Annotated in this window: 17 protein-coding genes; 12 read left to right on the forward strand and 5 right to left on the reverse strand. The window is 64.9% G+C overall.

Annotated features, from left to right (window positions below; genetic code table 11):
• The first annotated feature begins 7 nt into the window (after positions 1-7).
• The 7 genes from ABIE20_RS16240 to ABIE20_RS16270 all read left to right on the forward strand — a co-directional run bounded on the left by ABIE20_RS16240 (position 8) and on the right by ABIE20_RS16270 (position 10182).
• A complete protein-coding gene (locus ABIE20_RS16240) occupies positions 8-1696 on the forward strand; it encodes a putative bifunctional diguanylate cyclase/phosphodiesterase (RefSeq protein WP_429505912.1) in 1689 nt (562 codons plus the stop codon).
• Between the two features lie 693 nt (positions 1697-2389).
• Entirely contained in the window at positions 2390-2479 is a 90-nt protein-coding gene (gene kdpF / locus ABIE20_RS16245) for a K(+)-transporting ATPase subunit F (protein ID WP_036996387.1), read from the forward strand.
• A gap of 8 nt (positions 2480-2487) precedes the next feature.
• Positions 2488-4182, forward strand: a complete 1695-nt coding sequence (gene kdpA, locus ABIE20_RS16250) for a potassium-transporting ATPase subunit KdpA (protein WP_429505914.1) — start codon at positions 2488-2490, stop codon at positions 4180-4182.
• Between the two features lie 10 nt (positions 4183-4192).
• Complete coding sequence (gene kdpB / locus ABIE20_RS16255) at positions 4193-6247, forward strand: potassium-transporting ATPase subunit KdpB (RefSeq protein ID WP_429505915.1); 2055 nt, start codon at positions 4193-4195, stop codon at positions 6245-6247.
• A gap of 15 nt (positions 6248-6262) precedes the next feature.
• A complete protein-coding gene (gene kdpC, locus ABIE20_RS16260) occupies positions 6263-6823 on the forward strand; it encodes a potassium-transporting ATPase subunit KdpC (RefSeq protein WP_429505916.1) in 561 nt (186 codons plus the stop codon).
• A 15-nt stretch (positions 6824-6838) separates the two neighbouring features.
• Positions 6839-9493 carry a DUF4118 domain-containing protein gene (locus tag ABIE20_RS16265; RefSeq protein WP_429505917.1) on the forward strand — a complete coding sequence of 885 codons (2655 nt, stop codon included), beginning with the start codon at positions 6839-6841 and terminating at the stop codon, positions 9491-9493.
• Positions 9490-10182 (forward strand): response regulator, encoded by a 693-nt coding sequence (locus tag ABIE20_RS16270; protein WP_429505918.1) that lies wholly within the window; start codon positions 9490-9492, stop codon positions 10180-10182. Before ABIE20_RS16265 ends, ABIE20_RS16270 begins: the two co-directional genes overlap by 4 nt.
• Before the next feature lie 60 nt (positions 10183-10242).
• Here the strand turns inward: ABIE20_RS16270 and ABIE20_RS16275 are convergent, their stop codons facing one another.
• The gene (locus ABIE20_RS16275; RefSeq protein ID WP_429505919.1) at positions 10243-11283 is read right to left on the reverse strand and encodes a patatin-like phospholipase family protein; all 1041 of its coding nucleotides are present in this window, start codon (positions 11281-11283) and stop codon (positions 10243-10245) included.
• Positions 11284-11441: 158 nt separating this feature from the next.
• Between ABIE20_RS16275 and ABIE20_RS16280 the strand changes: the two genes are divergently transcribed.
• The 3 genes from ABIE20_RS16280 to ABIE20_RS16290 all read left to right on the forward strand — a co-directional run bounded on the left by ABIE20_RS16280 (position 11442) and on the right by ABIE20_RS16290 (position 13389).
• The gene (locus ABIE20_RS16280) at positions 11442-11720 is read left to right on the forward strand and encodes a hypothetical protein (protein WP_028941416.1); all 279 of its coding nucleotides are present in this window, start codon (positions 11442-11444) and stop codon (positions 11718-11720) included.
• Positions 11721-11735: 15 nt separating this feature from the next.
• Positions 11736-12506 (forward strand): CHAD domain-containing protein, encoded by a 771-nt coding sequence (locus tag ABIE20_RS16285; protein WP_429505921.1) that lies wholly within the window; start codon positions 11736-11738, stop codon positions 12504-12506.
• A gap of 82 nt (positions 12507-12588) precedes the next feature.
• Entirely contained in the window at positions 12589-13389 is an 801-nt protein-coding gene (locus tag ABIE20_RS16290) for an acyl-CoA thioesterase (RefSeq protein WP_429505922.1), read from the forward strand.
• Positions 13390-13395: 6 nt separating this feature from the next.
• Here ABIE20_RS16290 and ABIE20_RS16295 read toward each other — a convergent pair whose 3' ends face one another.
• The 3 genes from ABIE20_RS16295 to ABIE20_RS16305 form a co-directional block, all read right to left on the reverse strand.
• Positions 13396-13758: an Mpo1-like protein gene (locus ABIE20_RS16295; RefSeq protein ID WP_429505924.1), complete on the reverse strand. Its 363-nt coding sequence runs from the start codon at positions 13756-13758 to the stop codon at positions 13396-13398.
• A 76-nt stretch (positions 13759-13834) separates the two neighbouring features.
• On the reverse strand, positions 13835-15313 hold the full coding sequence (locus ABIE20_RS16300) for a methyl-accepting chemotaxis protein (RefSeq protein ID WP_429505926.1): 1479 nt from the start codon (positions 15311-15313) through the stop codon (positions 13835-13837).
• Between the two features lie 86 nt (positions 15314-15399).
• Positions 15400-16206, reverse strand: a complete 807-nt coding sequence (locus ABIE20_RS16305) for a TatD family hydrolase (RefSeq protein WP_429505927.1) — start codon at positions 16204-16206, stop codon at positions 15400-15402.
• Positions 16207-16364: 158 nt separating this feature from the next.
• On the opposite strand from ABIE20_RS16305, the gene ABIE20_RS16310 reads away from it, so the two are divergent.
• Together ABIE20_RS16310 and ABIE20_RS16315 are read left to right on the forward strand one after the other, a co-directional pair.
• Positions 16365-17786, forward strand: a complete 1422-nt coding sequence (locus ABIE20_RS16310) for a transglycosylase SLT domain-containing protein (RefSeq protein WP_429506052.1) — start codon at positions 16365-16367, stop codon at positions 17784-17786.
• Between the two features lie 567 nt (positions 17787-18353).
• On the forward strand, positions 18354-18662 hold the full coding sequence (locus ABIE20_RS16315) for a hypothetical protein (RefSeq protein ID WP_045194777.1): 309 nt from the start codon (positions 18354-18356) through the stop codon (positions 18660-18662).
• 18 nt (positions 18663-18680) lie between these two features.
• On the opposite strand, the gene ABIE20_RS16320 is transcribed toward ABIE20_RS16315, so the two are convergent.
• The gene (locus ABIE20_RS16320) at positions 18681-19898 is read right to left on the reverse strand and encodes a DUF3422 domain-containing protein (RefSeq protein ID WP_429505928.1); all 1218 of its coding nucleotides are present in this window, start codon (positions 19896-19898) and stop codon (positions 18681-18683) included.
• Between the last annotated feature and the right edge of the window lie 112 nt (positions 19899-20010).

The raw sequence follows: 20010 nt of genomic DNA on the forward strand, positions 1-20010 counted from the left end.
GGAATTCATGGACGATAACTACCGCGCGGCAGTCGATGCCGCCGCGATCTTTTCCGAAACCGACCTCAGTGGCCGGATCACCTACGTCAACGAGCAGTTCTGCAGCATCTCCGGCTACAGCCGCGAGGAACTGCTGGGGGCTAATCACCGGATCCTCAACTCCGGTCTGCACGGGCCGGAATTCTTCATCGGCATGTGGCGCGCGCTGGTCGCCGGACGAGTGTGGAAGGGCGAGATCTGCAACCGCGCCAAGGACGGTTCGCTGTACTGGGTCGACAGCACCATGGTGCCGCTGATCGACCCGGCTACGGGCAAGGTGCGCAAGTACGTTTCAATTCGCTTCGACGTCACCGAAAAGCGCCAGCTGCTGCATACCCTGCAATGGCGTGTCGGCCACGACGTGCTCACCGGCCTGCCCAATCGGGCCTACCTGTCCGACCTGCTCAACCAGGCCCTGGAGTTCTCGCGCAACGAGGACATTCCCCTGGCGGTGTGCATGCTCGACCTGGACGGCTTCAAGGCGGTCAACGATGGCTACGGTCATGCCAGCGGCGATCTGCTGCTGGTCGAGGTGGCCACGCGTCTGAAGGGCATCTTGCGTGGCGGCGATGCCGTGGCGCGCTTGTCGGGCGACGAGTTCGTGCTGATTCTGCGCCATGTGCAGGACCCGACCCACTTGCAGGCGGCGCTCGACCGGGTACTGACCGCGATCGCCGCGCCGTACCGGATCCGCGACCGGGAGATTCGCGTCAGCGCCAGCATCGGCGTGACCCTGTTCCCCCAGGACAACGAAGACACCGACACCTTGGTGCGCCATGCCGACCAGGCCCTGTACGTGGCCAAGCAGAGCGGGCGCAACCGCTTTCACCTGTTCGACGTGTCGCTGGACCAGGAGGTCAAGGCCACCCACCAGACCGTGGCGCGCCTGCGCCAGGCCCTGCACCAGGGTGAGCTGTGCCTGCATTACCAACCCAAGGTCAACATGCACAGCGGCGTGGTGATCGGCTTCGAGGCGCTGCTGCGCTGGCAGCACCCGGGCAAGGGCCTGGTGCTGCCCGGCGATTTTCTGCCGCAGATCGAACAGACCGACCTGATCGTCGAGATTGGCGAGTGGGTGATCGACCAGGCCATGAGCCAGATGCAGCGCTGGCAAGCGCAGGATCATCAGTGGCCGGTCAGCGTCAACATCGCTGCCCGTCATGTGCAGCGTGACGACTTTGTCGAGCGCCTGCAGTTGCTGCTCGGGCGTCATCCGGACGTCGCGCCGGCGATGCTCGACCTGGAAATCGTCGAGTCGGTGGCGATCGAAAACATCCAGCGCGTCAGCCAGTGCCTGGAGGCCTGCCAGCGTTTGGGCGTGCAGTTCTCCCTGGATGATTTCGGCACCGGCTATTCGTCGCTGAGCTACCTCAAGCGCCTGCCGACGCGGACCATCAAGATCGACAAATCCTTCGTGCGCGACATCCTCCATGACCAGGACGATCTGGCCCTGACCCGCGCCGTCATCGGCCTGGCCCGCGCCTTTGGCCGCCAGGTGATCGCCGAGGGCCTGGAGACGGTCGAGCATGGCCAGTTGCTGATGGGCCTTGGCTGCGACATTGCCCAGGGCTACTGCATCGCCCGGCCGATGCCGGCCGAGCAGGTGATCGGCTGGGTTGCCGATTACCAGCAACCCCTACAGTGGAAGACCCTGTAGGGGCAGCCCTAATGTGGGCCTTGCCCCGCGATCGAGCGCGCAGCGCTCGCAATCCAGGCGACGCCGGGCTCACTAGTACCTCCCCAACTGTACCAAGCCGGCGCCGACCATCAGCCAGATGCCGCCTACAAGCGTCAGCCAGCAAGACACCTTCATTCGACGCTGCAGGTAGGCTGGAAGCTCGCGAGTTTCCTCCATTTCCAGCACCCTCCTGGCAACACCGATGGTCGGCCAAGCTAGCGCGCCACTGACAGATGCAACCACCAGGGTGCGTGACATAACGCCCCTGCGTCCCCATAGCTGAATTTGTTGCTCGAGCCCGCGATTGTTCTGTAGCGCTGCACACATCACCTCGAAATGTCGTGAGCAGGCGATATGCACGTCGATGGCAACGCCGGATAGCGCGATAACGAAAGGCGCCAAGCCGAATCCGATCTGGGCGTTCAGGGGCCAGGTAAATCTGGCGCCCCGCTGGGCGGAATAGGAACCTTCCCACAAATTTCTATGCACTGCCCCTGTGGGAGCGGGCCTTGCCCCGCGATCGAGCGCGCAGCGCTCGCAATCCAGGCGACGCTGAGCTCGCGTTATTTACGCATTCTTTATGCCCACCCCAGCCTCTCGATCTCGCCCCTTTACAGCCTCTCTACCGACAATGACCGTCAGCGGCACGTGCCGTAAGGACGGAGAGTTTTCATGAGCATTCTGGACGGGGTGTCACTGCTGCTGGCAGTGGCCTTGATGATCTACCTGCTGGTCGCGCTGCTGCGCGCCGATCGGGGTTAGGAGCGACCATGCACAGTTACGATTACGCGTTGCTGCTGGCGTTCTTTGCGCTGGTACTGCTCCCGGCACCCTTGCTCGGGCGTTTTTATTTCAAGGTGATGGAGGGCCAGCGCACCTGGCTGTCGCCGCTGCTGGGGCCGGTCGAGCGTGGCTGCTACCGGCTCGCCGGGGTCGATGCCAGCAAAGAGCAGAGCTGGCAGCAGTACACCCTGGCCTTGCTGGCCTTCAACCTTGCAGGCTTTGTGCTGGTGTTCGCCGTGCTGCTGTTGCAGGGCTACCTGCCGCTCAACCCGCAGCACCTGGCGGGGCAGGAGTGGTCGCTGGCGTTCAACACCGCCGTGAGCTTCGTCACCAACACCAACTGGCAGTCCTATAGTGGCGAAGCCTCGGTCAGTTACCTGAGCCAGATGCTCGGCCTGACCGTGCAGAACTTCGTCAGCGCCGCCACCGGCCTCGCCGTGCTGGTTGCCCTGTGCCGCGGCATCGCCCGCCGTTCGGCGCAGACCCTGGGCAACTTCTGGGTCGACATGACCCGCGCCACCCTCTACGGCCTGCTGCCGCTGTGCCTGGTGCTGGCCTTGCTGCTGGTGTGGCAGGGCGTACCGCAGACCTTCACCGATTATGTCCATGCCCTGACCCTGCAAGGCGCCGACCAGACCATCCCGCTGGGCCCGGCCGCCAGCCAGATTGCGATCAAGCAACTGGGCACCAACGGCGGTGGCTTCTTCGGCGTCAACTCGGCGCACCCGTTCGAGAACCCGACGGCCTGGAGCAACCTGTTCGAGGTGGCTTCGATCATCCTCATTCCGGTGGCCCTGGTGTTCACCTTCGGCCATTACGTCAAGGACATGCGCCAGAGCCGGGCGATCATCGCCGGCATGCTTGCGCTGTTCCTGATCGGCGGCGGCACCGCGCTGTGGAGCGAGTACCAGGCCAACCCGAACCTGAGCAGCCCGCTGGTTGAACAGAGCGCGCCGCTCGAAGGCAAGGAAAGCCGTTTCGGCACCACCGCCAGCGTGCTCTGGACGGTGACCACCACCGCCGCCTCCAACGGCTCGGTGAACAACATGCACGACAGCCTCAACCCGCTCAGCGGCATGGTCGCGCTGGTCAACATGATGGTCGGTGAGGTGATCTTCGGCGGCGTCGGTGCCGGGCTCTACGGCATGCTGCTCAACGTCTTGATCGCGGTGTTCCTCGCCGGCTTGATGATCGGCCGCACCCCGGAATACCTGGGCAAGAAACTGCAGGCGCGGGAAGTGCAGTTGCTGGTGGCGACCTTGCTGGTGATGCCGGTCGGCGTGCTCGTGCTCGGCGCCCTGGCGGCCAGTTTGCCCGGCCCTGCGGCAGCGATCAGCAACCCCGGTGCCCATGGCTTCAGCCAGTTGCTGTACGCCTACACCTCGGCCAGCGCCAACAACGGTTCGGCTTTCGCCGGTCTGGGTGCCAACACCACTTTCCACAACCTGATGATCGGCCTGGGCATGCTGATTGGCCGCTTCGGCTACATCCTGCCGGTGCTGGCCCTGGCTGGCAGCCTGGCGCTGAAAAAGTCCGCACCGATCGGGCAGAACAGCTTCCCGACCCACGGCCCGCTGTTCGTCACCTTGCTGGTGGTGACCATCCTGCTGGTCGGTGGCCTGACCTTCCTGCCGGCCCTGGCCCTGGGGCCGGTGACCGAATACCTGAGCCTGGGCTTGTGAGGAACAACTGATGAACATGCCGATTCCTGAAGTAAAGGCGCAGGCCCCCGAGGCTGCGCGCACTACCTTTGCCGCCCTGTGGCGCCCGGCGCTGGTGCAGGCCTTCGTCAAGCTCGACCCGCGCCAGCTCAAGCGCTCGCCGGTGATGCTGGTGGTGGAACTGACCGCGATCTTCACCACCTTGCTGTGCCTGTTGCCCGACAGCCGCGTGCCCACGGGCGTGGCGGTGCAGATCGCCCTGTGGCTGTGGTTCACCGTGCTGTTTGCCAACTTCGCCGAAGCCCTCGCCGAGGGCCGCGGCAAGGCCCGCGCCGACAGCCTCAAGGCTGGCAGCCAGGGCCTCAGCGCCCGCCGCCGGACGGCCTCGGGCAGCTTCGAGATTGTCCCGGCCACCAGCCTGCGCAAAGGTGATGTAGTCAAGGTTTCGGCCGGGGAGATGATCCCTGGCGATGGCGAGGTGCTCGAAGGTATCGCCGCAGTCAACGAGGCGGCGATTACCGGTGAATCTGCGCCGGTGATCCGCGAGTCCGGTGGTGATCGCTCGGCGGTGACCGGCAATACCCGGCTGGTCTCCGACTGGTTGCTGATCAGTATCACCAGCAACCCTGGCGAGTCGACCCTGGACCGCATGATCGCCCTGGTCGAAGGCGCCAAGCGGCAGAAGACCCCCAACGAAATCGCCCTGGATATTCTGCTGATCGGCCTGACCCTGATCTTCCTGGTGGTCGTGGTGACCCTGCAGCCGTTCGCCCATTTCGCCGGTGGCAGCATCCCCCTGGTGTTCCTTGTGGCGCTGCTGGTCACGCTGATCCCGACCACCATCGGCGGCCTGCTGTCGGCCATCGGCATCGCCGGCATGGACCGCCTGGTGCGCCTTAACGTCATCGCCCGGTCCGGCCGTGCAGTAGAGGCAGCGGGCGACGTGCATGTGCTGATGCTCGACAAGACCGGCACCATCACCTTCGGCAACCGCCGCTGCAGCGCCCTGCATGCCGCGCCCGGCGTCACCGCCCGCGAGCTTGGCGAGGGCGCCTTGCTGGCGTCGCTGGCCGACGATACCGCCGAAGGCAAATCGATTGTCGAATACCTGCGCCAGTTGCATGACTTCAACGAACCCAACGCCGAGCAGTTCACGCCTGTAGCTTTCAGCGCCGAAACCCGACTGTCCGGCATCGACTACCAGCAACGTCGCTACCGCAAGGGCGCGGTGGATTCGGTGCTGGCCTTCGTCGCCATGCAGCGCCTGGAAATGCCTGCGCCGCTGGCCCGCGAAGTGGACAAGATCGCCCAGAGCGGCGGCACGCCCTTGCTGGTGTGCGCCGACAAGCGCCTGCTGGGGGTGATCCACCTCAAGGACGTGGTCAAGCCGGGCATCCGCGAGCGCTTTGCCGAACTGCGCAAGCTGGGTATCCGCACGGTGATGGTCACCGGCGACAACCCGCTGACCGCCGCCGCGATAGCCGCCGAAGCCGGGGTCGATGACGTGCTCGCCGAAGCCACTCCGGAGAAAAAACTGGCGCGCATTCGCCAGGAGCAGAACGACGGCCGCCTGGTAGCGATGTGCGGCGACGGCGCCAACGACGCCCCGGCGCTGGCCCAGGCCGATGTCGGCATGGCCATGAACGACGGCACCCAGGCCGCGCGCGAGGCGGCCAACATGGTCGACCTCGACAGCGACCCGACCAAGCTGCTGGATGTGGTCCAGGTCGGCAAGGAGCTGCTGGTGACCCGTGGCGCGCTGACCACCTTCTCGATTGCCAACGACGTGGCCAAGTACTTCGCCATTCTTCCGGCACTGTTCGCGGCGATCTACCCGCAACTGGGCGTGCTCAACCTGATGCAACTGAGCAGCCCGCAGAGCGCGATCCTCTCGGCGATCGTCTTCAACGCCCTGATCATCGTCGTGCTGATCCCGCTGGCCCTGCGCGGGGTGCGGGTACAGGCGGCCAGCGCCGCCCACCTGCTGCGCCGCAACCTGCTGATCTATGGCCTGGGCGGGCTGATCGTGCCGTTCGCCGGGATCAAGCTGATCGACCTGTTGCTCACCGCCCTGAAGCTGGTCTGAACCAAGGAGATGACCATGACTACCCCTATTCGTCCGGCCCTGAGCCTGATCCTGTTGATGACATTCATCACCGGCGCGGTGTACCCGCTGGTGGTCACCGGGGTGGCGCAGCTGGCCTTTCCCGAGCAGGCCAATGGCAGCCTGCTGCGTGACGGCCAGGGCCAGGTGCGTGGCTCGCAATTGATCGCGCAACGTTTCGAGGGCGAGGGCTGGTTCCAGTCGCGGCCGTCGGCCGGTGACTACGCCACGGTATCGAGCAGTGCCAGCAACCTGGCGCCGAGCAACCCGGCACTGGCCGAGCGGGTCAAAAGCAGCGCCGCGCAGCTGTATATCGAAGCGCAGGGGCCGGTGCCGCTGGCGTTGCTGACCACTTCCGGCAGCGGCCTCGACCCGCACCTGTCGCCGGCGGCGGTGGCGTACCAGCTGCCGCGGGTGGCGGCGGCGCGCAAGGTTGCCCCCGAGGCCTTGCAAGTACTGGTCGAGCAGTCCACCCTGCACCCCTTGATCGGCCCGCCGGTGGTTAATGTACTGGCCCTGAACAGCGCGCTTGAGCAGCTGTCGCCGGCGTCGAAATAAGGACAGGCAGTGAGCATGAGCAATTCCGAACGCGCTGATGCGTTGTTGGCCGGGCTGCCGCGCGAAGGGCGCGGTCGGCTCAAGGTATTTCTGGGGGCGGCACCGGGGGTAGGCAAGACCTACGCCATGCTCCAGGCCGCCCACGCCCAACTGCGCCAGGGCGTAGCGCTGCTGGCGGCGGTGGTCGAGACCCATGGCCGCGCCGAGACCGAAGCATTGCTCGGCGGCTTGCCCCAGCAGCCGCTGCTGCGCAGCGAATACCGCGGCATGCTGCTGGAAGAAATGGACCTCGACGGCCTGCTCAAGGCCCGCCCGCAACTGGTGCTGGTCGACGAGCTGGCTCACAGCAATGCCCCCGGCAGCCGTCACGCCAAGCGCTGGCAGGATGTCCAGGAACTGCTGGCCGCCGGCATCGACGTCTACACCACGGTCAACGTCCAGCACCTGGAAAGCCTCAACGACCAGGTGCGCGGCATCACCGGTGTGCAGGTGCGCGAAACCTTGCCCGACTGGGTGCTGCAGGAAGCCTTCGAGCTGGTGCTGATCGACCTGCCGCCGCGCGAACTGCTCGAGCGCCTGCGCGAGGGCAAGGTCTACGTGCCGGAGCAGGCACGGGCAGCGATCGATGCATTCTTCACCCAGACCAACCTCACCGCCTTGCGCGAGCTGGCCATGCAAACGGCTGCGGCCCAGGTCGATGCCGACCTGGCCCACGGTTACCGCCAGCTTGGCCAGGATGCGCCGGCCTTGCGTGGGCGCCTGCTGGTTGGCGTCGATGGCGATGCTCAGGCCGAACGCCTGGTGCGTCACGCCAGCCGCGTGGCGCAGCGGCGTCATTTGCCGTGGACCCTGGTGCACGTCGACAACGGCCGGCTGCGTGACGAAACCGCGCGCCAGCGCTTGCAGGCAGCCCAGCAACTGGCCGAACGGCTGGGCGGCGAAGTGGTGTTGCTGCGCGCTGGCGAGGTGGCCAAGACCCTGATCCAGCATGCCCTGGAGCGCCGCGCCAGCCTGGTGCTGGTCGGCCAGTCGCGCGATCGCCTGCGCCGGCGGCTGTTCGGCGCCGGTGTGGCGACGCGCTTGCTGCGTGATGCCCATGGCCTGGAAATCAACGTGCTCGACCGCGACACCCAGCCCGAGCCGCCCAGTGCCGCGGCGAAAAAGGTCTGGGTCTGGCGGCACTACCTGTTGGCCTTCGCCGCCACGGTGCTGGCCACCGGCCTGGCCTGGGCGGTGGCCAGCGTATTGGCCTTGCCCAACATCTCGCTGGTGTTCCTCGCGGCGGTATTGCTGGTGGCGGTGCGCAGCAGCCTGGGCCCGGCATTGGCCTGTGCGGTGATGTCGTTCCTGGCCTATGACTTTCTGTTCATCCCGCCGAATTTCTCCTTCAGCATCCAGCGTGAAGAAGACGTACTGACCTCGCTGTTCTTCCTCTTGATGGCAGCGCTTACCGGTAACCTGGCGGCGCGCCAGCGCCGGCAGTTGCAAGCCCTGCGCGAGACCCAGGAGCAGACCAGCCAGTTGCTCGACCTGTCGCGCAAGCTCACCGCCGCCACCGACCGCCAGGCGGTATTCACCGCCGCCGGCCAGCACCTGGATGGCTGGCAGGACCTGCAGGTGTGCCTGCTCGAGCGCGACGCCGAAGGCCGCCTGCAGGTGGCCAGCGGCGGCAACCTGCAGTTCAGCGATAACGAACGCGCCGCCGCCGACTGGGCCTGGCAGCACGACCAGGCGGCGGGCCTGGGCAGTGATACCCTGCCCAACGGCCGTTGGTGGTGGTGGCCGCTGTCGGTGGACGATGCGCGCCTGGCGCTGCTGGGCGTGCGTCCGCACAAGGGCGAGCAACTCAGCGCTCAGCATCGGCGCCTGCTCAAGGCCCTGAGCCAGCCGCTGGCCCAGGCCCTGGCGCGGGCGCGGCTGGCTGAGCAGTTGGAATCGGCGCGCTTGCACGGCGAAACCGAGCAACTGCGCAGCGCCTTGCTGGCCTCGGTGTCCCACGACTTGCGCACGCCGCTGACCGCCATGCGCGGCAGCATCGACAGCCTGTTGGCCCTCGGCGAGGCGATCCCCAAGGCCGACCGCCAGGAACTGCTCGAAGGCACCCGCAATGAAGCCGAGCGCCTGGATCGCTATATCCAGAACCTGCTCGACATGACCCGCCTGGGCCATGGCGGCCTGAAGCTTGCGCGCGACTGGGTAGCGCCCACCGACATCGTCGGCAGCGCCCTGAACCGCCTGCGGGTAGTGCTGGCGCCGTTGCAACTGCGCACCGAGGTGCCGGCCGACCTGCCATTGTTGTTCGTGCACGCGGCCTTGATCGAGCAGGCGCTGATCAATGTGCTGGAGAACGCCGCGCGCTTCTCTCCGGCGGCTGGCCGGCTCGACCTGCAGGTCAGCGTCGACGGCGAGTTGCTGTGCCTTGCCGTCAGCGATGAAGGGCCGGGCATTCCCGAAGCCGACCGCGAGCGGATTTTCGACATGTTCTACACCGCTGCGCGTGGTGATCGGGGCGGGCAGGGCACGGGGCTGGGCCTGGCGATCTGCCAGGGCATGATCGGCGCCCACGGCGGGCACATCCGCGTTGCCGACGGTATCGATGGCAAGGGCACCTGCATCACTCTATGCTTGCCGCTGCCGACCCAACCCGAGCCTGAAAGCGAAGCCCCATGAGCCAGAGTGCGACCCTGCTGGTCATCGATGACGAACCGCAAATCCGTAAATTCCTGCGTATCAGCCTGAGCTCCCAGGGCTACAAGGTGGTAGAGGCCGGTACCGGCGCCGAAGGCCTGACCCAGGCGGCACTGGCGCGCCCTGACCTGGTGGTGCTTGACCTGGGCCTGCCGGACATGGACGGCCAGCAGGTACTGCGTGAATTGCGCGAGTGGAGCGCGGTGCCGGTGCTGGTGCTGTCGGTGCGCGCCAGTGAAATCCAGAAGGTCGAGGCGCTGGACAACGGCGCCAACGACTACGTGACCAAGCCCTTTGGCATTCAGGAATTTCTCGCCCGGGTGCGGGCTTTGCTGCGTCAGGCGCCGCAGGCATCAGCCACTGCTTCGGCGCTGAGCTTCGGGCCGTTGACCGTCGACCTGGCGTTTCGCAAGGTCACCCTGGACGGCGTCGAGGTGGCGCTGACGCGCAAGGAATATGCGCTGCTGGCGCAACTCGCCAGCCACCCGGGGCGAGTGATTACCCAGCAGCAATTGCTCAAGGATATCTGGGGGCCGACCCACGTCGATGACAGCCATTACCTGCGCATTGTCGTCGCCCATGTGCGCCAGAAGCTTGGCGATGACCCGACGGCGCCGCGGTTCATCGTGACTGAGCCCGGGGTGGGGTACAGGCTGATCGGACCGGAGTAGGGCCAAGCCCGCTCCCACAGCAAGTGTAGGAGCGGGCTTGCCCCGCGATGCTGTTAGTCATCAACGCCGCTCCGCTTCATAGTTATCCAGGGTATCGCGGGCAATCTCCCGCCCCAGGGCGATCAGTTCCGGCGCCTTGTAGAACTCGAAGAACCGGCACACGCGCTTGGGCACGTTGATCAGTACATCCGGCGGATACCCGGCGATCTTGTACTGCGCAAGCGAGGTCTGCATCACCTCGAAACTCTGGTTGATCAAATCCAGCAATGACGCCGGCCCGACGTTGTCGATGATGAACGAGCCGGTCGCCGATTTCGGCGCGCCTTCAGCTTCTGGCGCCGCTGCCGGTTGCTGGGCTTCGGGGTCGGCGGCATCGCTGAGCCAGGGGTTGGGAATCTGCGCTGCCTCCGGTTGCAGCTCCTGCTCGATGCGCATCAGTTGCTCGGCCGGTTTGCGCCGGAACGGCAAGTGCGAACCCAGGGAGTTGATCAGGTTGTCAAAACGCAGCTTGAATGCTGCCGGGCGTTCGATCACTGGCAGTTGATACTGCTTCTGGTTGGTCGAGTTGAGGTTCACGGCGATGATCAGGTCGCAGTGGCTGGACACCACCGGGATGATCGGCAAGGGGTTGAGGATGCCGCCATCGACCAACATGCGGTTGCCTTGCACGACCGGCGTGAACAGACTGGGAATCGCCGCCGAGGCGCGCATGGCCTGGTGCAGGCAGCCTTCCTGGAACCAGATTTCCTGCTGGTTGGTGAGGTCGGTGGCCACTGCCGTGTAGGGGATGCGCAGGTCTTCGATGTTGATCTCGCCGACGATCTTGCGAATCTGCCCAAAGACTTTCTCGCCACGGATCGCCCCCAGTCGAAAGCTCACGTCCACCAGGCGCAGGACGTCGAGGTAGTCCAGGCTCTCGATCCAGTTACGGTATTCATCGAGTTTGCCGGCAGCATAGATGCCACCAATCACCGCGCCCATGGAGCAGCCGGCGATGCAGGCGATGTCATAGCCACGGCGTTCGATCTCCTCGATCACGCCAATGTGTGCATAGCCCCGGGCCCCGCCCGAACCCAGAACCAGTGCGACGCGTTTTTTCATGATGCTTCCCCGGTGTTCTGCTTCCATGGTCTAACAATGCGCCCAATTGTGTCTGTGCTTCAATCGTCACTGGCACTGGACTACGCTGAACAGGGCACTTTTCTCGCTGTTTACCGTCGAAGTCGCCACCCTGAACATTTTCTCTTGAGGTATTGCCGATGAAAGCCTGGATTTGCCTGCCCCTGATTGCTCTGGTCCTGACCGGTTGCGCTGGCAAGACAGCCTACCGTGACAGCTGCGCCAATCAGCTGGACTCGGCCTGGAAAGAGCTCGACCTGGCCAAGGCCGAAGGTTTCGCCGGTACCGTCAGCTACTCCAAGGCACTTTCGCTGCTGACCGGGGCCAAAACCCAGCAGCAGTTCGAAGCCTTCGAGGGCTGCAGCAAGAAGGCCGAGAAGGCCCGCTTCTACATTCGTGAATCCCGCGCCGGGCGCTGATTACAGGAGTAAACCATGTCGTCGGCCATGCTCGACCACGTCATTGCCCAGGTATTGAGCCTTCAGGTACGCCTGCTGGCCTGCCAGGCGCGCCTGGCCGCCGATACCGACGGCGAGGCGCTGCACGATCTGCGCATCGGTGTACGGCGCTTGCGCAGCCTGTTGCGCCCGTTGCGTGAACTGCCCGGGGTCGAGCAGCTGGAAGCGGCTGCCCAGGCACTGGGGAGCCTGACCACGCCCATGCGTGACCGGGAAGTGTTGGCCGCACAGTTGCTTGAGCGTCGGCAAGTGGCCGCCGCGCAATCGCGCCTGGCCCACCGCCAGCAAACCTTCGCCAGGGTCGCGGCCAGTGCTGAACTGGCGCGCCTGCTGGCGATCATCGACGCCTTCCCGGTGTTCCTGCGCGCGGCGCAGCGCCAGGGTTTGATCCGCCGTCTGCAGCAACGCATCGACAAACGCCTGGAAAAACAGTGGAAGCAACTGCGCCAGGCCCTCGATGATCCCGCCCACGACCGCCATCGCCTGCGCCTGCTGATCAAGCGGGTGCGCTACGCGGCCGAAGCCTACCCGCAACTGCAGCACTCCAACCCGCGCCTGCAGAAGGCCCTCAAGCGCGCCCAGGGTGACCTGGGCAGCTGGCACGACCTGCTGCAGTGGTTGCTGCAAGCCGAGCAGCAACGCGATCTGTCCCCGTGCGTCAGGCATTGGCAAACGCAACTGGCCAAGGCCGAACAACGCGCCGACACCACCCTCGAACGCCTGCAGGCGCAGCTAGCGCAGCGATAACCCGCTGAAATGGCCGAAATGCGTGCTGTAGACCGCTTGCTGGCTGGTTAAGATCAGTTTTTTCCAGATCGCTGAGGTCGGCATGAACTTCTCCCAATTGCTCACGGCGGTCCGCCAGCATCCGCAGTCAGTAATCATTGACTCCAGCTGGGCCCAGGGCCGGGCCTGCTTCGGCGGGCTGATGGCGGCCTTGCTGTATGAGGCCATGCTGGCCAAGACTTCGCCGGGTCGACCGGTACGCTCCCTGGCTATCACCTTTGTCGGCCCGGCCGAGCCGGAAACGCCAATCAGTTTCGAAGTGGAGCTGTTGCGCGAAGGCAAGGCGGTCAGCTCGCTGCTGGGGCGCGCCGTGCAGAACGGCCAGGTGGTTACCCTGATGCAGGGCAGCTTTGGCAGCGGTCGCGATTCGGTGATCGATGTACCGGCCTTGCCGGCGGTAGAGATGAAGCCGCTGGAACAGTCGAGCATGGAGCTGCCATACATCAAGGGTGTGACTCCCGAGTTCATGCGCCATGTGTCACTGCGCTGGGCCATCGGCGGCATTCCGTTCAGCAACAACACGTCCCGCGACATGGGCGGCTGGGTACGTTTTCGCGACACCGAGCGTGAAGAGCCGGTCAGCGAGGCGCACTTACTGGCGCTGGTCGATGCCTGGCCGCCGACCTTGCTGTCGCACCTGAACAAGCCGGCGACCGGCAGCACCCTGACCTGGACCATCGAGTTCATCCAGCCGGTGGCGAGCCTGACCACCCTGGACTGGTGCCGCTATCACGTCGAAACCGAACATGCCCGCGATGGTTACGGCCATGCGGCGGCTGCGCTGTGGAGCGACAAGGGCGAGTTGCTGGCGCTCAGTCGCCAGACCGTGACGGTGTTCGGCTGACGCCATTCAATGCCGGTGGCGGTCGCGCCAGGCGCGCCACCAGGCACCGCTGAGGACAAAGCGCGGGAAGGTGATGAACTGCTCCACCAGCAGCCGGCCAACGGCATCCTTGCGGTTGGCGAACGGCTCGGGTTGCTCGGTTTCCAGGCGATGGCCCTGGCGTTGCAGGCCGAGCCCGGCGATCAGGGCGATGATGCCCACCGCCAGTTGCCCCAGGTCCAGCGAGAACAGCCCCGAAAGCACCAGCAGCACGCCGAGGATGAACAGTGGCACGGCAATCAGGTGCAGCACCAGGTTGGTCGGGTTGCGGTGGTTGTGGTGGTAGCCACGCCATTGCCAGGCGGGCAGGTTGGGCAGGCGTTTGCTCATGGAAATGTTCCTCAGGGTCTTGCCTGAAGAATAGTGCGGCCCCGGTGAAGGGGCCAATCGATGGCGGCTATGGCGCCTATAGCTTGAGCTGGCCGATGGCTTTGTTCAGCTCGCCGGCCAGAGTCGCCAGCTCGCTGCTGGTAGTGGCCGAGTCGACGGTCTGTTGCACGGTCTCTTCGGTCACGTCGCGGATGCTTACCACTGCCCGGTTCATTTCTTCGGCCACCTGGCTCTGTTGCTCGGCGGCCACGGCAATCTGCGTGTTGCTTTCGCGCATCTGCGCCACTGCACTGGTGATTTCCGCCAGGGCGGCGCCGGCTTCCTGGGCCTGCTGTACGCAGTCGTCGGCCTTGAACGAGCTTTCCTGCATGAAGTCCACAGCGTCGCGGGTACCGGCCTGCAGCGCCGAGACCATGGTGGTGATTTCGTCGGTGGAGGCCTGCACACGCTTGGCCAGGTTGCGTACCTCGTCGGCGACCACGGCAAAGCCTCGGCCCAGGTCACCGGCGCGGGCGGCCTCGATGGCGGCGTTGAGGGCCAGCAGGTTGGTCTGCTCGGCAATGCTGTGGATCACCCCGACCACGCCGTTGATCTTCTGGCTGTCGTCGGCCAGTTGGCGAATCATCTCGGCGGTCTGCTGCACGCCGCTGGACAGCCCGGCGATCGAGGTCTGCACTCGGCTGACCACCTCCTGGCCGCTGCCGGCCAGGGTGTCGGCGCTCTGCGACAGGTCGCGGGTGGCGCCGGCGTGCTGGGCAATGTGATAGACCGTGGCAGTCATTTCATTGATGGCGGTGGCGGCCTGGTCGGTCTCGCTCTGCTGGCCGAGCATGCCGTGGCGCACCTCGTTCATGCTGGCCGCCAGGCGCGCGGCACCGGAATCCAGTTGCGCAGCGGTGCGCGCCACGGTGTTGACCACCCGGTGGTAGGTGGTCTGCATGGCATTGAAGGCGCTGGCCATCTGCCCGACTTCATCGCCGCAGGCCAGCGGCACGCGGGCCGACAGGTCGCCGGTTTTCTCTACGTGCAGCATCACATCCTTGAGGGTGTTGAGCTGGCTGAGCAGGAAGCGGATCAACAACTGCGAGGCGCAGAGCATTGCCAGCATCAAGATCAGTACGCACACCGCGTAGTTGGTGAAACGATCGGTGAACACCTGGATCAAGCTAGGGGAGGGGGCGAGCACGGCAATCTGCTGGTCGCCGCGGCTGATCACCTGGGCGCCGGTCAATGGGTTTTCACCGAGCAACGGCAAGCCTTCGAGCTCGACCCAGCCCTGGGCCGTGGCCAGTGCCTCGAGGCTTTGCCCATCGTATTGCGGCGCCTGGCCGGGGCTGTAGGTCAGCCACAGCGCATCGCTCGGCAGGGCTTGCCCGGCAGGCCAGGCCGCCAGCAACTGCGCTTGGGCCTCGGCTTTGCTTTGGGCGGTCTGGGCCCGCGCCTGTTGCTCCAGGTGCACGGCATACAGCACCAGGAACAACGTGGTGACGAAGGCGACCGCGTTCACGGCCCAGAACTTGTACTTCAGGGAGATATTGCTAAGCCAGGCACCCATGGTAGGTCTTCTCTGATTGAGCGGAAACATTGTTGGCAAGGTGCCATCATTGTGCCGACTCGATCATCAAGACGTTTTGATATGCGTCAAATAATCGCGGGCAGGTTAAAGAAGGCGCGGGCGGTGGCGGTGCTGTGGGCGGCCAGTTGCTCGGCGCTTTCGCCACGGTGCAGGGCCACTTCACGCAGCACCTCGGTGAGGAACGCCGGTTCGTTGCGCCCGCTTTTCGGTTTGGGCCGCAGGCTGCGCGGCAGCAGGTAGGGGGCGTCGCTTTCGAGCATCAGGCGACCCTGGGGGATGCTGCTGACCAGCGGGTGCAGGTGGGTGCCACGGCGCTCGTCGCAGATCCAGCCGGTGATGCCGATGTGCAGGTCCAGGTCCAGGTAGCCGAACAACGCCGCGCGCTCGCCGGTAAAGCAGTGCACCACCGCTGCCGGCAGGCGGTCGCGAAAGTCCTTGAGGATAGACAACAGGCGTTCGCTGGCATCGCGCTCGTGGAGGAACACCGGCATCTGCAGCTCCACCGCCAGGGCCAGTTGTTCTTCCAGGGCTTTTTCCTGCTGTGGGCGTGGCGAGAAATCGCGGTTGAAATCCAGCCCGCATTCACCTACGGCCTGCACCCGCGGCTGCTCAAGCAAGGCCCGCAACTGGCGGCTGCTGGCGCTGCTCCAGCTGCTGGCGTCATGGGGGTGGACGCCGGCGGTGCTGAACAGGTGCTGGGCGCTTTCATCGAGCCGCTGGCACAGCTCCAGGGCCTGTTCGCTGCCCTCAAGGCTGGTGCCGGTGACCATCATCTGTACCACCCCGGCGGCCAGGGCGCGCTCGAGAACTGCCTGGTGTTTATCGGCAAAACTTGGGTTGGTCAGATTGACGCCGATGTCGATGAGTTGCATGGTGCTACCTCAGGCCGGAAGCCGGCCAGCATAACAAAGCTCGACCGAAATCGATAAAGCCAAGAACTTCAACGAGTTGTCGTGGTCTTTTGCGGTCAATTGTCATGGAACGACTGCAAACTATGGCGCCAACCCCACACGCGCGGACCTCGCAACGGATGACCCGAGCGCTGTTTTTGTTGATCGTGCTGAGCTTCTCGCTGCTGCCTGCCGGGCCGGCCAGCGCGCGCCTGGCCGGGCCGCAACAGGCGGTGCCCAAGACCCAGGCGCGCGACCTTGCGCAAATCCGCAGCAGCCGGGTGTTGAAGGTGCTGGTCAACCAGAGCCGCAACAGCTCCGGCGAAGTCAAGGGCGAGCCGGTGGGTGTCGAGTACCACCGCTTGCGCGCTTTCGAGCATTACCTCAATGCCCGCGCCCGCGACGGCGAGGAAATCCGCCTGAAAATCATCCCTCGCGCCAAAGAGCAACTGCTGGCCGCCTTGCAGCGCGGTGAAGCCGACCTGGTGGCGCCTGGCGAGCTGGTCGACCCGACTTCTACCCGTGGCCTCAGCGCCAGTGACCCGGTGGTCGACAAGGTGCCGCTGGTGCTGGTCGGGCGCAAGGGCGAGCGCAGCTTCCAGCGTATCGAGCAGTTGTCCGGGCGCACCCTGGCGCTGACCAGCTCCAGCGCTGCCGGCGACACCCTGCACGAGATCAACCAGAAACTGGCCCTGCGTAAACTCGCGCCGATCAAGGTCGAGTGGGTTGACCCGACGCTGGCCGTGGAAGACGTGCTGGAGATGGTCCAGGCCGGGATCTTTCATCTGACCGTGGTCGAACAGCCGATTGCCGAGCGTTGGGCCAAGGTCATGCCCAAGCTGCGGGTCGAGCGCAAGCTGCATGTGGCCAGCCCCGAGGCCATGCGCTGGTACGTGCGCCGGGATGCAGTGATGCTGCACGCCAGCGTCGATCGTTTTTTGCAGGGCTACAAGGCACCGGCCAACCAGGACGCAGCGTTCGAGCGGATCTACCGGCGCCTGTACCGGGTGCACAATCCGCTGGCGCGTAGCGACCGCAAGCGCCTGGAGGCCCTGCGCCCGGTGCTGCAGCGCCATGCCAGCGCACAGAACATCGACTGGCTGAACCTGGCGGCGGTGGCCTTCAAGGAGTCGTCCCTTGACCCGACCGCGCGCGGCGCAGGTGGCGCCCATGGGCTGATGCAGATCACCCCCAGCGCCGCCCAGCGGGTGGGGGTGAGCAATATTTCCAATGTCGATGGCAATGTTCAGGCCAGCGCCCGTTACATGGCGCTGATCCGGCGCAAGTTCTTTTCCAGCAACCAGCTTAACGAGCGTGAGCGCATGGCCTTCACCCTGGCGGCCTACAACCTGGGGCCGGAGCGGGTGCAGGCGATGCGCGCCGAGGCACGGCGGCGTGGGCTCAATGGCAATCAGTGGTTCTTCCAGACCGAGCGCATTGCCATGGAGCAGGTGGGCATGGGGCCGGTGAGCTATGTGAACAGCGTCAACAAGTATTACCTGGCGTTTGATCGGGAGAGGGCTTCGCTGGAGCCCAAAGGGGGGAAGGGTAATGGACGTTAGTGAGGGTGTTGTTGCTCATTAGGGTTCAGGGAGATCCGGATGGGGCGGTGATGCTGAGTCACCTTTGCGCCCTTACGGCGCCTTACTTTTTTCAGTCGAAAAAAAAGTAAGCAAAAATTCTCGCCCCACCAGTGGGCCCTGCGCTGCGCTTCGGGTCCCCTCGCTCCGGTGTCGCTACGGGGCATTGCGAACTACGAGTTGCAAGCAACTCTACGTTTCGCAACTTCGGCTAACGCCGAAGGTGCTGCGCACTCACCCCTTCGCAACCCCTGCACTCGGCCCTTCTGGTTAACGGGGCCGGGGAGATCAAGATCAAAAGCAGATCAAGATCAAGATCAAGAGCACAATTCGCTTCGCTCTTGCTTTATGGGTGCGACGACTGCGCAGGGCACATATTGACATTCCACCCGCAGCGCCTCTAGGATGCTGACTTGCGCCGATTTAAACAGCTACTTGCGGGGCGCAGGGTTACCTCTTCGGGGGTTTCACCAAATACCGCTAAAACGCTGGTTCGGTGACGCCTCCCACCGCAGCCCAGCGGGTTTTGCGAGGCGGAGATCTAACCCCATGAGTTGTCCACGTTCCAGCGTTTGCCTGACCCCGTTGCCCGCCAGCCAAGGCACGCGCACGCCGCGTATTCTTCTGGGCGGCAGCCATCAGCCAACCCTCCTGCGCTACCTCGACGGCTGGCCGCGTCGCAACAGCCGCAACACCGCCTTCCTTATCCAGTTCGCCGACAGCCGTGACTCCCTTGGCCAGTTCGCCAACGACCGTTTCGACCTCGCGGTGATTCAGTCGCCCAGCGCCGACGACGCTGCCGAAGTCATCGGCCACCTGACCCGCGTCGCCCGCCAGGGTTTGATTACCCGGGCTTGAAGCGCCCGGGCCTGCAGGTCAATGCGCTTTGGCTTTCCTGATCCGTAGCAAAATCACCAGCATGATCAACATCACTGCCGGCGCCATGCCCAGCAGCGCCTCGCGTGCAGTAATCTGCGCGCCGAGGGTGTGCAGGCCGGCATAGAACAGCTTGAACAGGCTCAGCAGGTAGTAACTGATGGCGATGATTGACAGGCCTTCGACAGCCCGCTGGATCTTGATCTGGGTGTCGGCGCGAGCGTTGAGGCTGCGCAGGATCTCGGCGTTCTGTTCTTCCATCTCTACCTGTACCCGCGCCTGCAGCAGGTCGCCAAGGTTGGCCACGCTTTCGGCCAGATGCTCCAGGCGTTGCTCGGTGGCCGCGCAGTAACGCACGGTGGGCTTGAAGCGTCGTTCGATGAACACTCCCAGGCGCTGGCAATCGCCGACATGGCTCTCGCGCAGTTCGCCCAGGCGCTCGAACACCAGTTGCGCATAGGCCTGGGTGGCGCTGAAGCGGTGGCGGTGCTTGACCGTGCTGCCGACCACCTGGCGCGACAACTGGGCGATATCGGCCAGCAGCGCCTTGGCATTGCCGCCGTCGCTGCTGACGTTGCGCTCCGACAGGCTCACCAGCTTGCGGTCATAGGCGTCCAGTTGCGGGCCCAGGGCCTTGGCTGCGGTCAGCGACAATGACGCCATCATCCGGTAGGTCTCGATCTCCAGCAGCCGGCGGATCATACGCCCTTGGCGGTAAGCATTGAGCCTGCGATTGATGAACAGGAAGCGGTTGGTGCCATCGGCAGTCAGGCGAAAATCGCTCCACACCACGGCATCGCCGCCGCCCACGCACGAGCCGCTGGGGTCCTTGAAACCGTAGCGGCTGAGGTCGAGGTTGTGTTCATCGCGCACCAGCACCTGCACCGAGTTGATCATCTGCTCGCGGTAGGGCTCGACACCTGCGGCCAGGGCCGGCGGCAGGGTGGTCCAGTGCAGCTCGCCGCTGGCGGCGGGTACCACCAGCGTCAGGGTGAAGAACTCGGAATGGCGCTCCCATTTGAACGCATGGCCGTCCAGCGTGGTGATGCCCTGTGCGGCATCAGGCTCGAAGGCGTCGGGGCAGCAACGCTGCAGCAGGGCATTGCAGTCGGCATCGCTGCCGAGAAACGCCAGGTGGAAAACATGCGCGGGCTCATCGAAATACAGCGACGGGCGAGCGTGCAACTCGTTGTGCAAGGCGGTGCGTTGGGCGTGCATGCGGGTCAGACCGTATTGTTGTGGTTGTCTGCGGTTTCATTCTTGGGACTGGAGCCGGCAGGCACAAGTCACGTGCAGTTGCGCCGCGCTTCGACAGGGTTGATGATCAGGC

This window comes from Pseudomonas sp. 2835 (assembly GCF_050435905.1).
Taxonomy (GTDB): Bacteria; Pseudomonadota; Gammaproteobacteria; order Pseudomonadales; family Pseudomonadaceae; genus Aquipseudomonas.

Coding starts and splice junctions, on each gene's coding strand:
- ABIE20_RS16285 (WP_429505921.1), top strand. CDS start 11,736: ATGTCGTCGGCCATGCTCGACCACGTCATTGCCCAGGTATTGAGCCTT.
- ABIE20_RS16315 (WP_045194777.1), top strand. CDS start 18,354: ATGAGTTGTCCACGTTCCAGCGTTTGCCTGACCCCGTTGCCCGCCAGC.
- ABIE20_RS16280 (WP_028941416.1), top strand. CDS start 11,442: ATGAAAGCCTGGATTTGCCTGCCCCTGATTGCTCTGGTCCTGACCGGT.
- kdpF (WP_036996387.1), top strand. CDS start 2,390: ATGAGCATTCTGGACGGGGTGTCACTGCTGCTGGCAGTGGCCTTGATG.
- ABIE20_RS16305 (WP_429505927.1), bottom strand. CDS start 16,206: ATGCAACTCATCGACATCGGCGTCAATCTGACCAACCCAAGTTTTGCC.
- ABIE20_RS16290 (WP_429505922.1), top strand. CDS start 12,589: ATGAACTTCTCCCAATTGCTCACGGCGGTCCGCCAGCATCCGCAGTCA.
- kdpB (WP_429505915.1), top strand. CDS start 4,193: ATGAACATGCCGATTCCTGAAGTAAAGGCGCAGGCCCCCGAGGCTGCG.
- kdpA (WP_429505914.1), top strand. CDS start 2,488: ATGCACAGTTACGATTACGCGTTGCTGCTGGCGTTCTTTGCGCTGGTA.
- kdpC (WP_429505916.1), top strand. CDS start 6,263: ATGACTACCCCTATTCGTCCGGCCCTGAGCCTGATCCTGTTGATGACA.
- ABIE20_RS16300 (WP_429505926.1), bottom strand. CDS start 15,313: ATGGGTGCCTGGCTTAGCAATATCTCCCTGAAGTACAAGTTCTGGGCC.
- ABIE20_RS16265 (WP_429505917.1), top strand. CDS start 6,839: ATGAGCAATTCCGAACGCGCTGATGCGTTGTTGGCCGGGCTGCCGCGC.
- ABIE20_RS16295 (WP_429505924.1), bottom strand. CDS start 13,758: ATGAGCAAACGCCTGCCCAACCTGCCCGCCTGGCAATGGCGTGGCTAC.
- ABIE20_RS16310 (WP_429506052.1), top strand. CDS start 16,365: ATGACCCGAGCGCTGTTTTTGTTGATCGTGCTGAGCTTCTCGCTGCTG.
- ABIE20_RS16240 (WP_429505912.1), top strand. CDS start 8: ATGGACGATAACTACCGCGCGGCAGTCGATGCCGCCGCGATCTTTTCC.
- ABIE20_RS16275 (WP_429505919.1), bottom strand. CDS start 11,283: ATGAAAAAACGCGTCGCACTGGTTCTGGGTTCGGGCGGGGCCCGGGGC.
- ABIE20_RS16320 (WP_429505928.1), bottom strand. CDS start 19,898: ATGCACGCCCAACGCACCGCCTTGCACAACGAGTTGCACGCTCGCCCG.
- ABIE20_RS16270 (WP_429505918.1), top strand. CDS start 9,490: ATGAGCCAGAGTGCGACCCTGCTGGTCATCGATGACGAACCGCAAATC.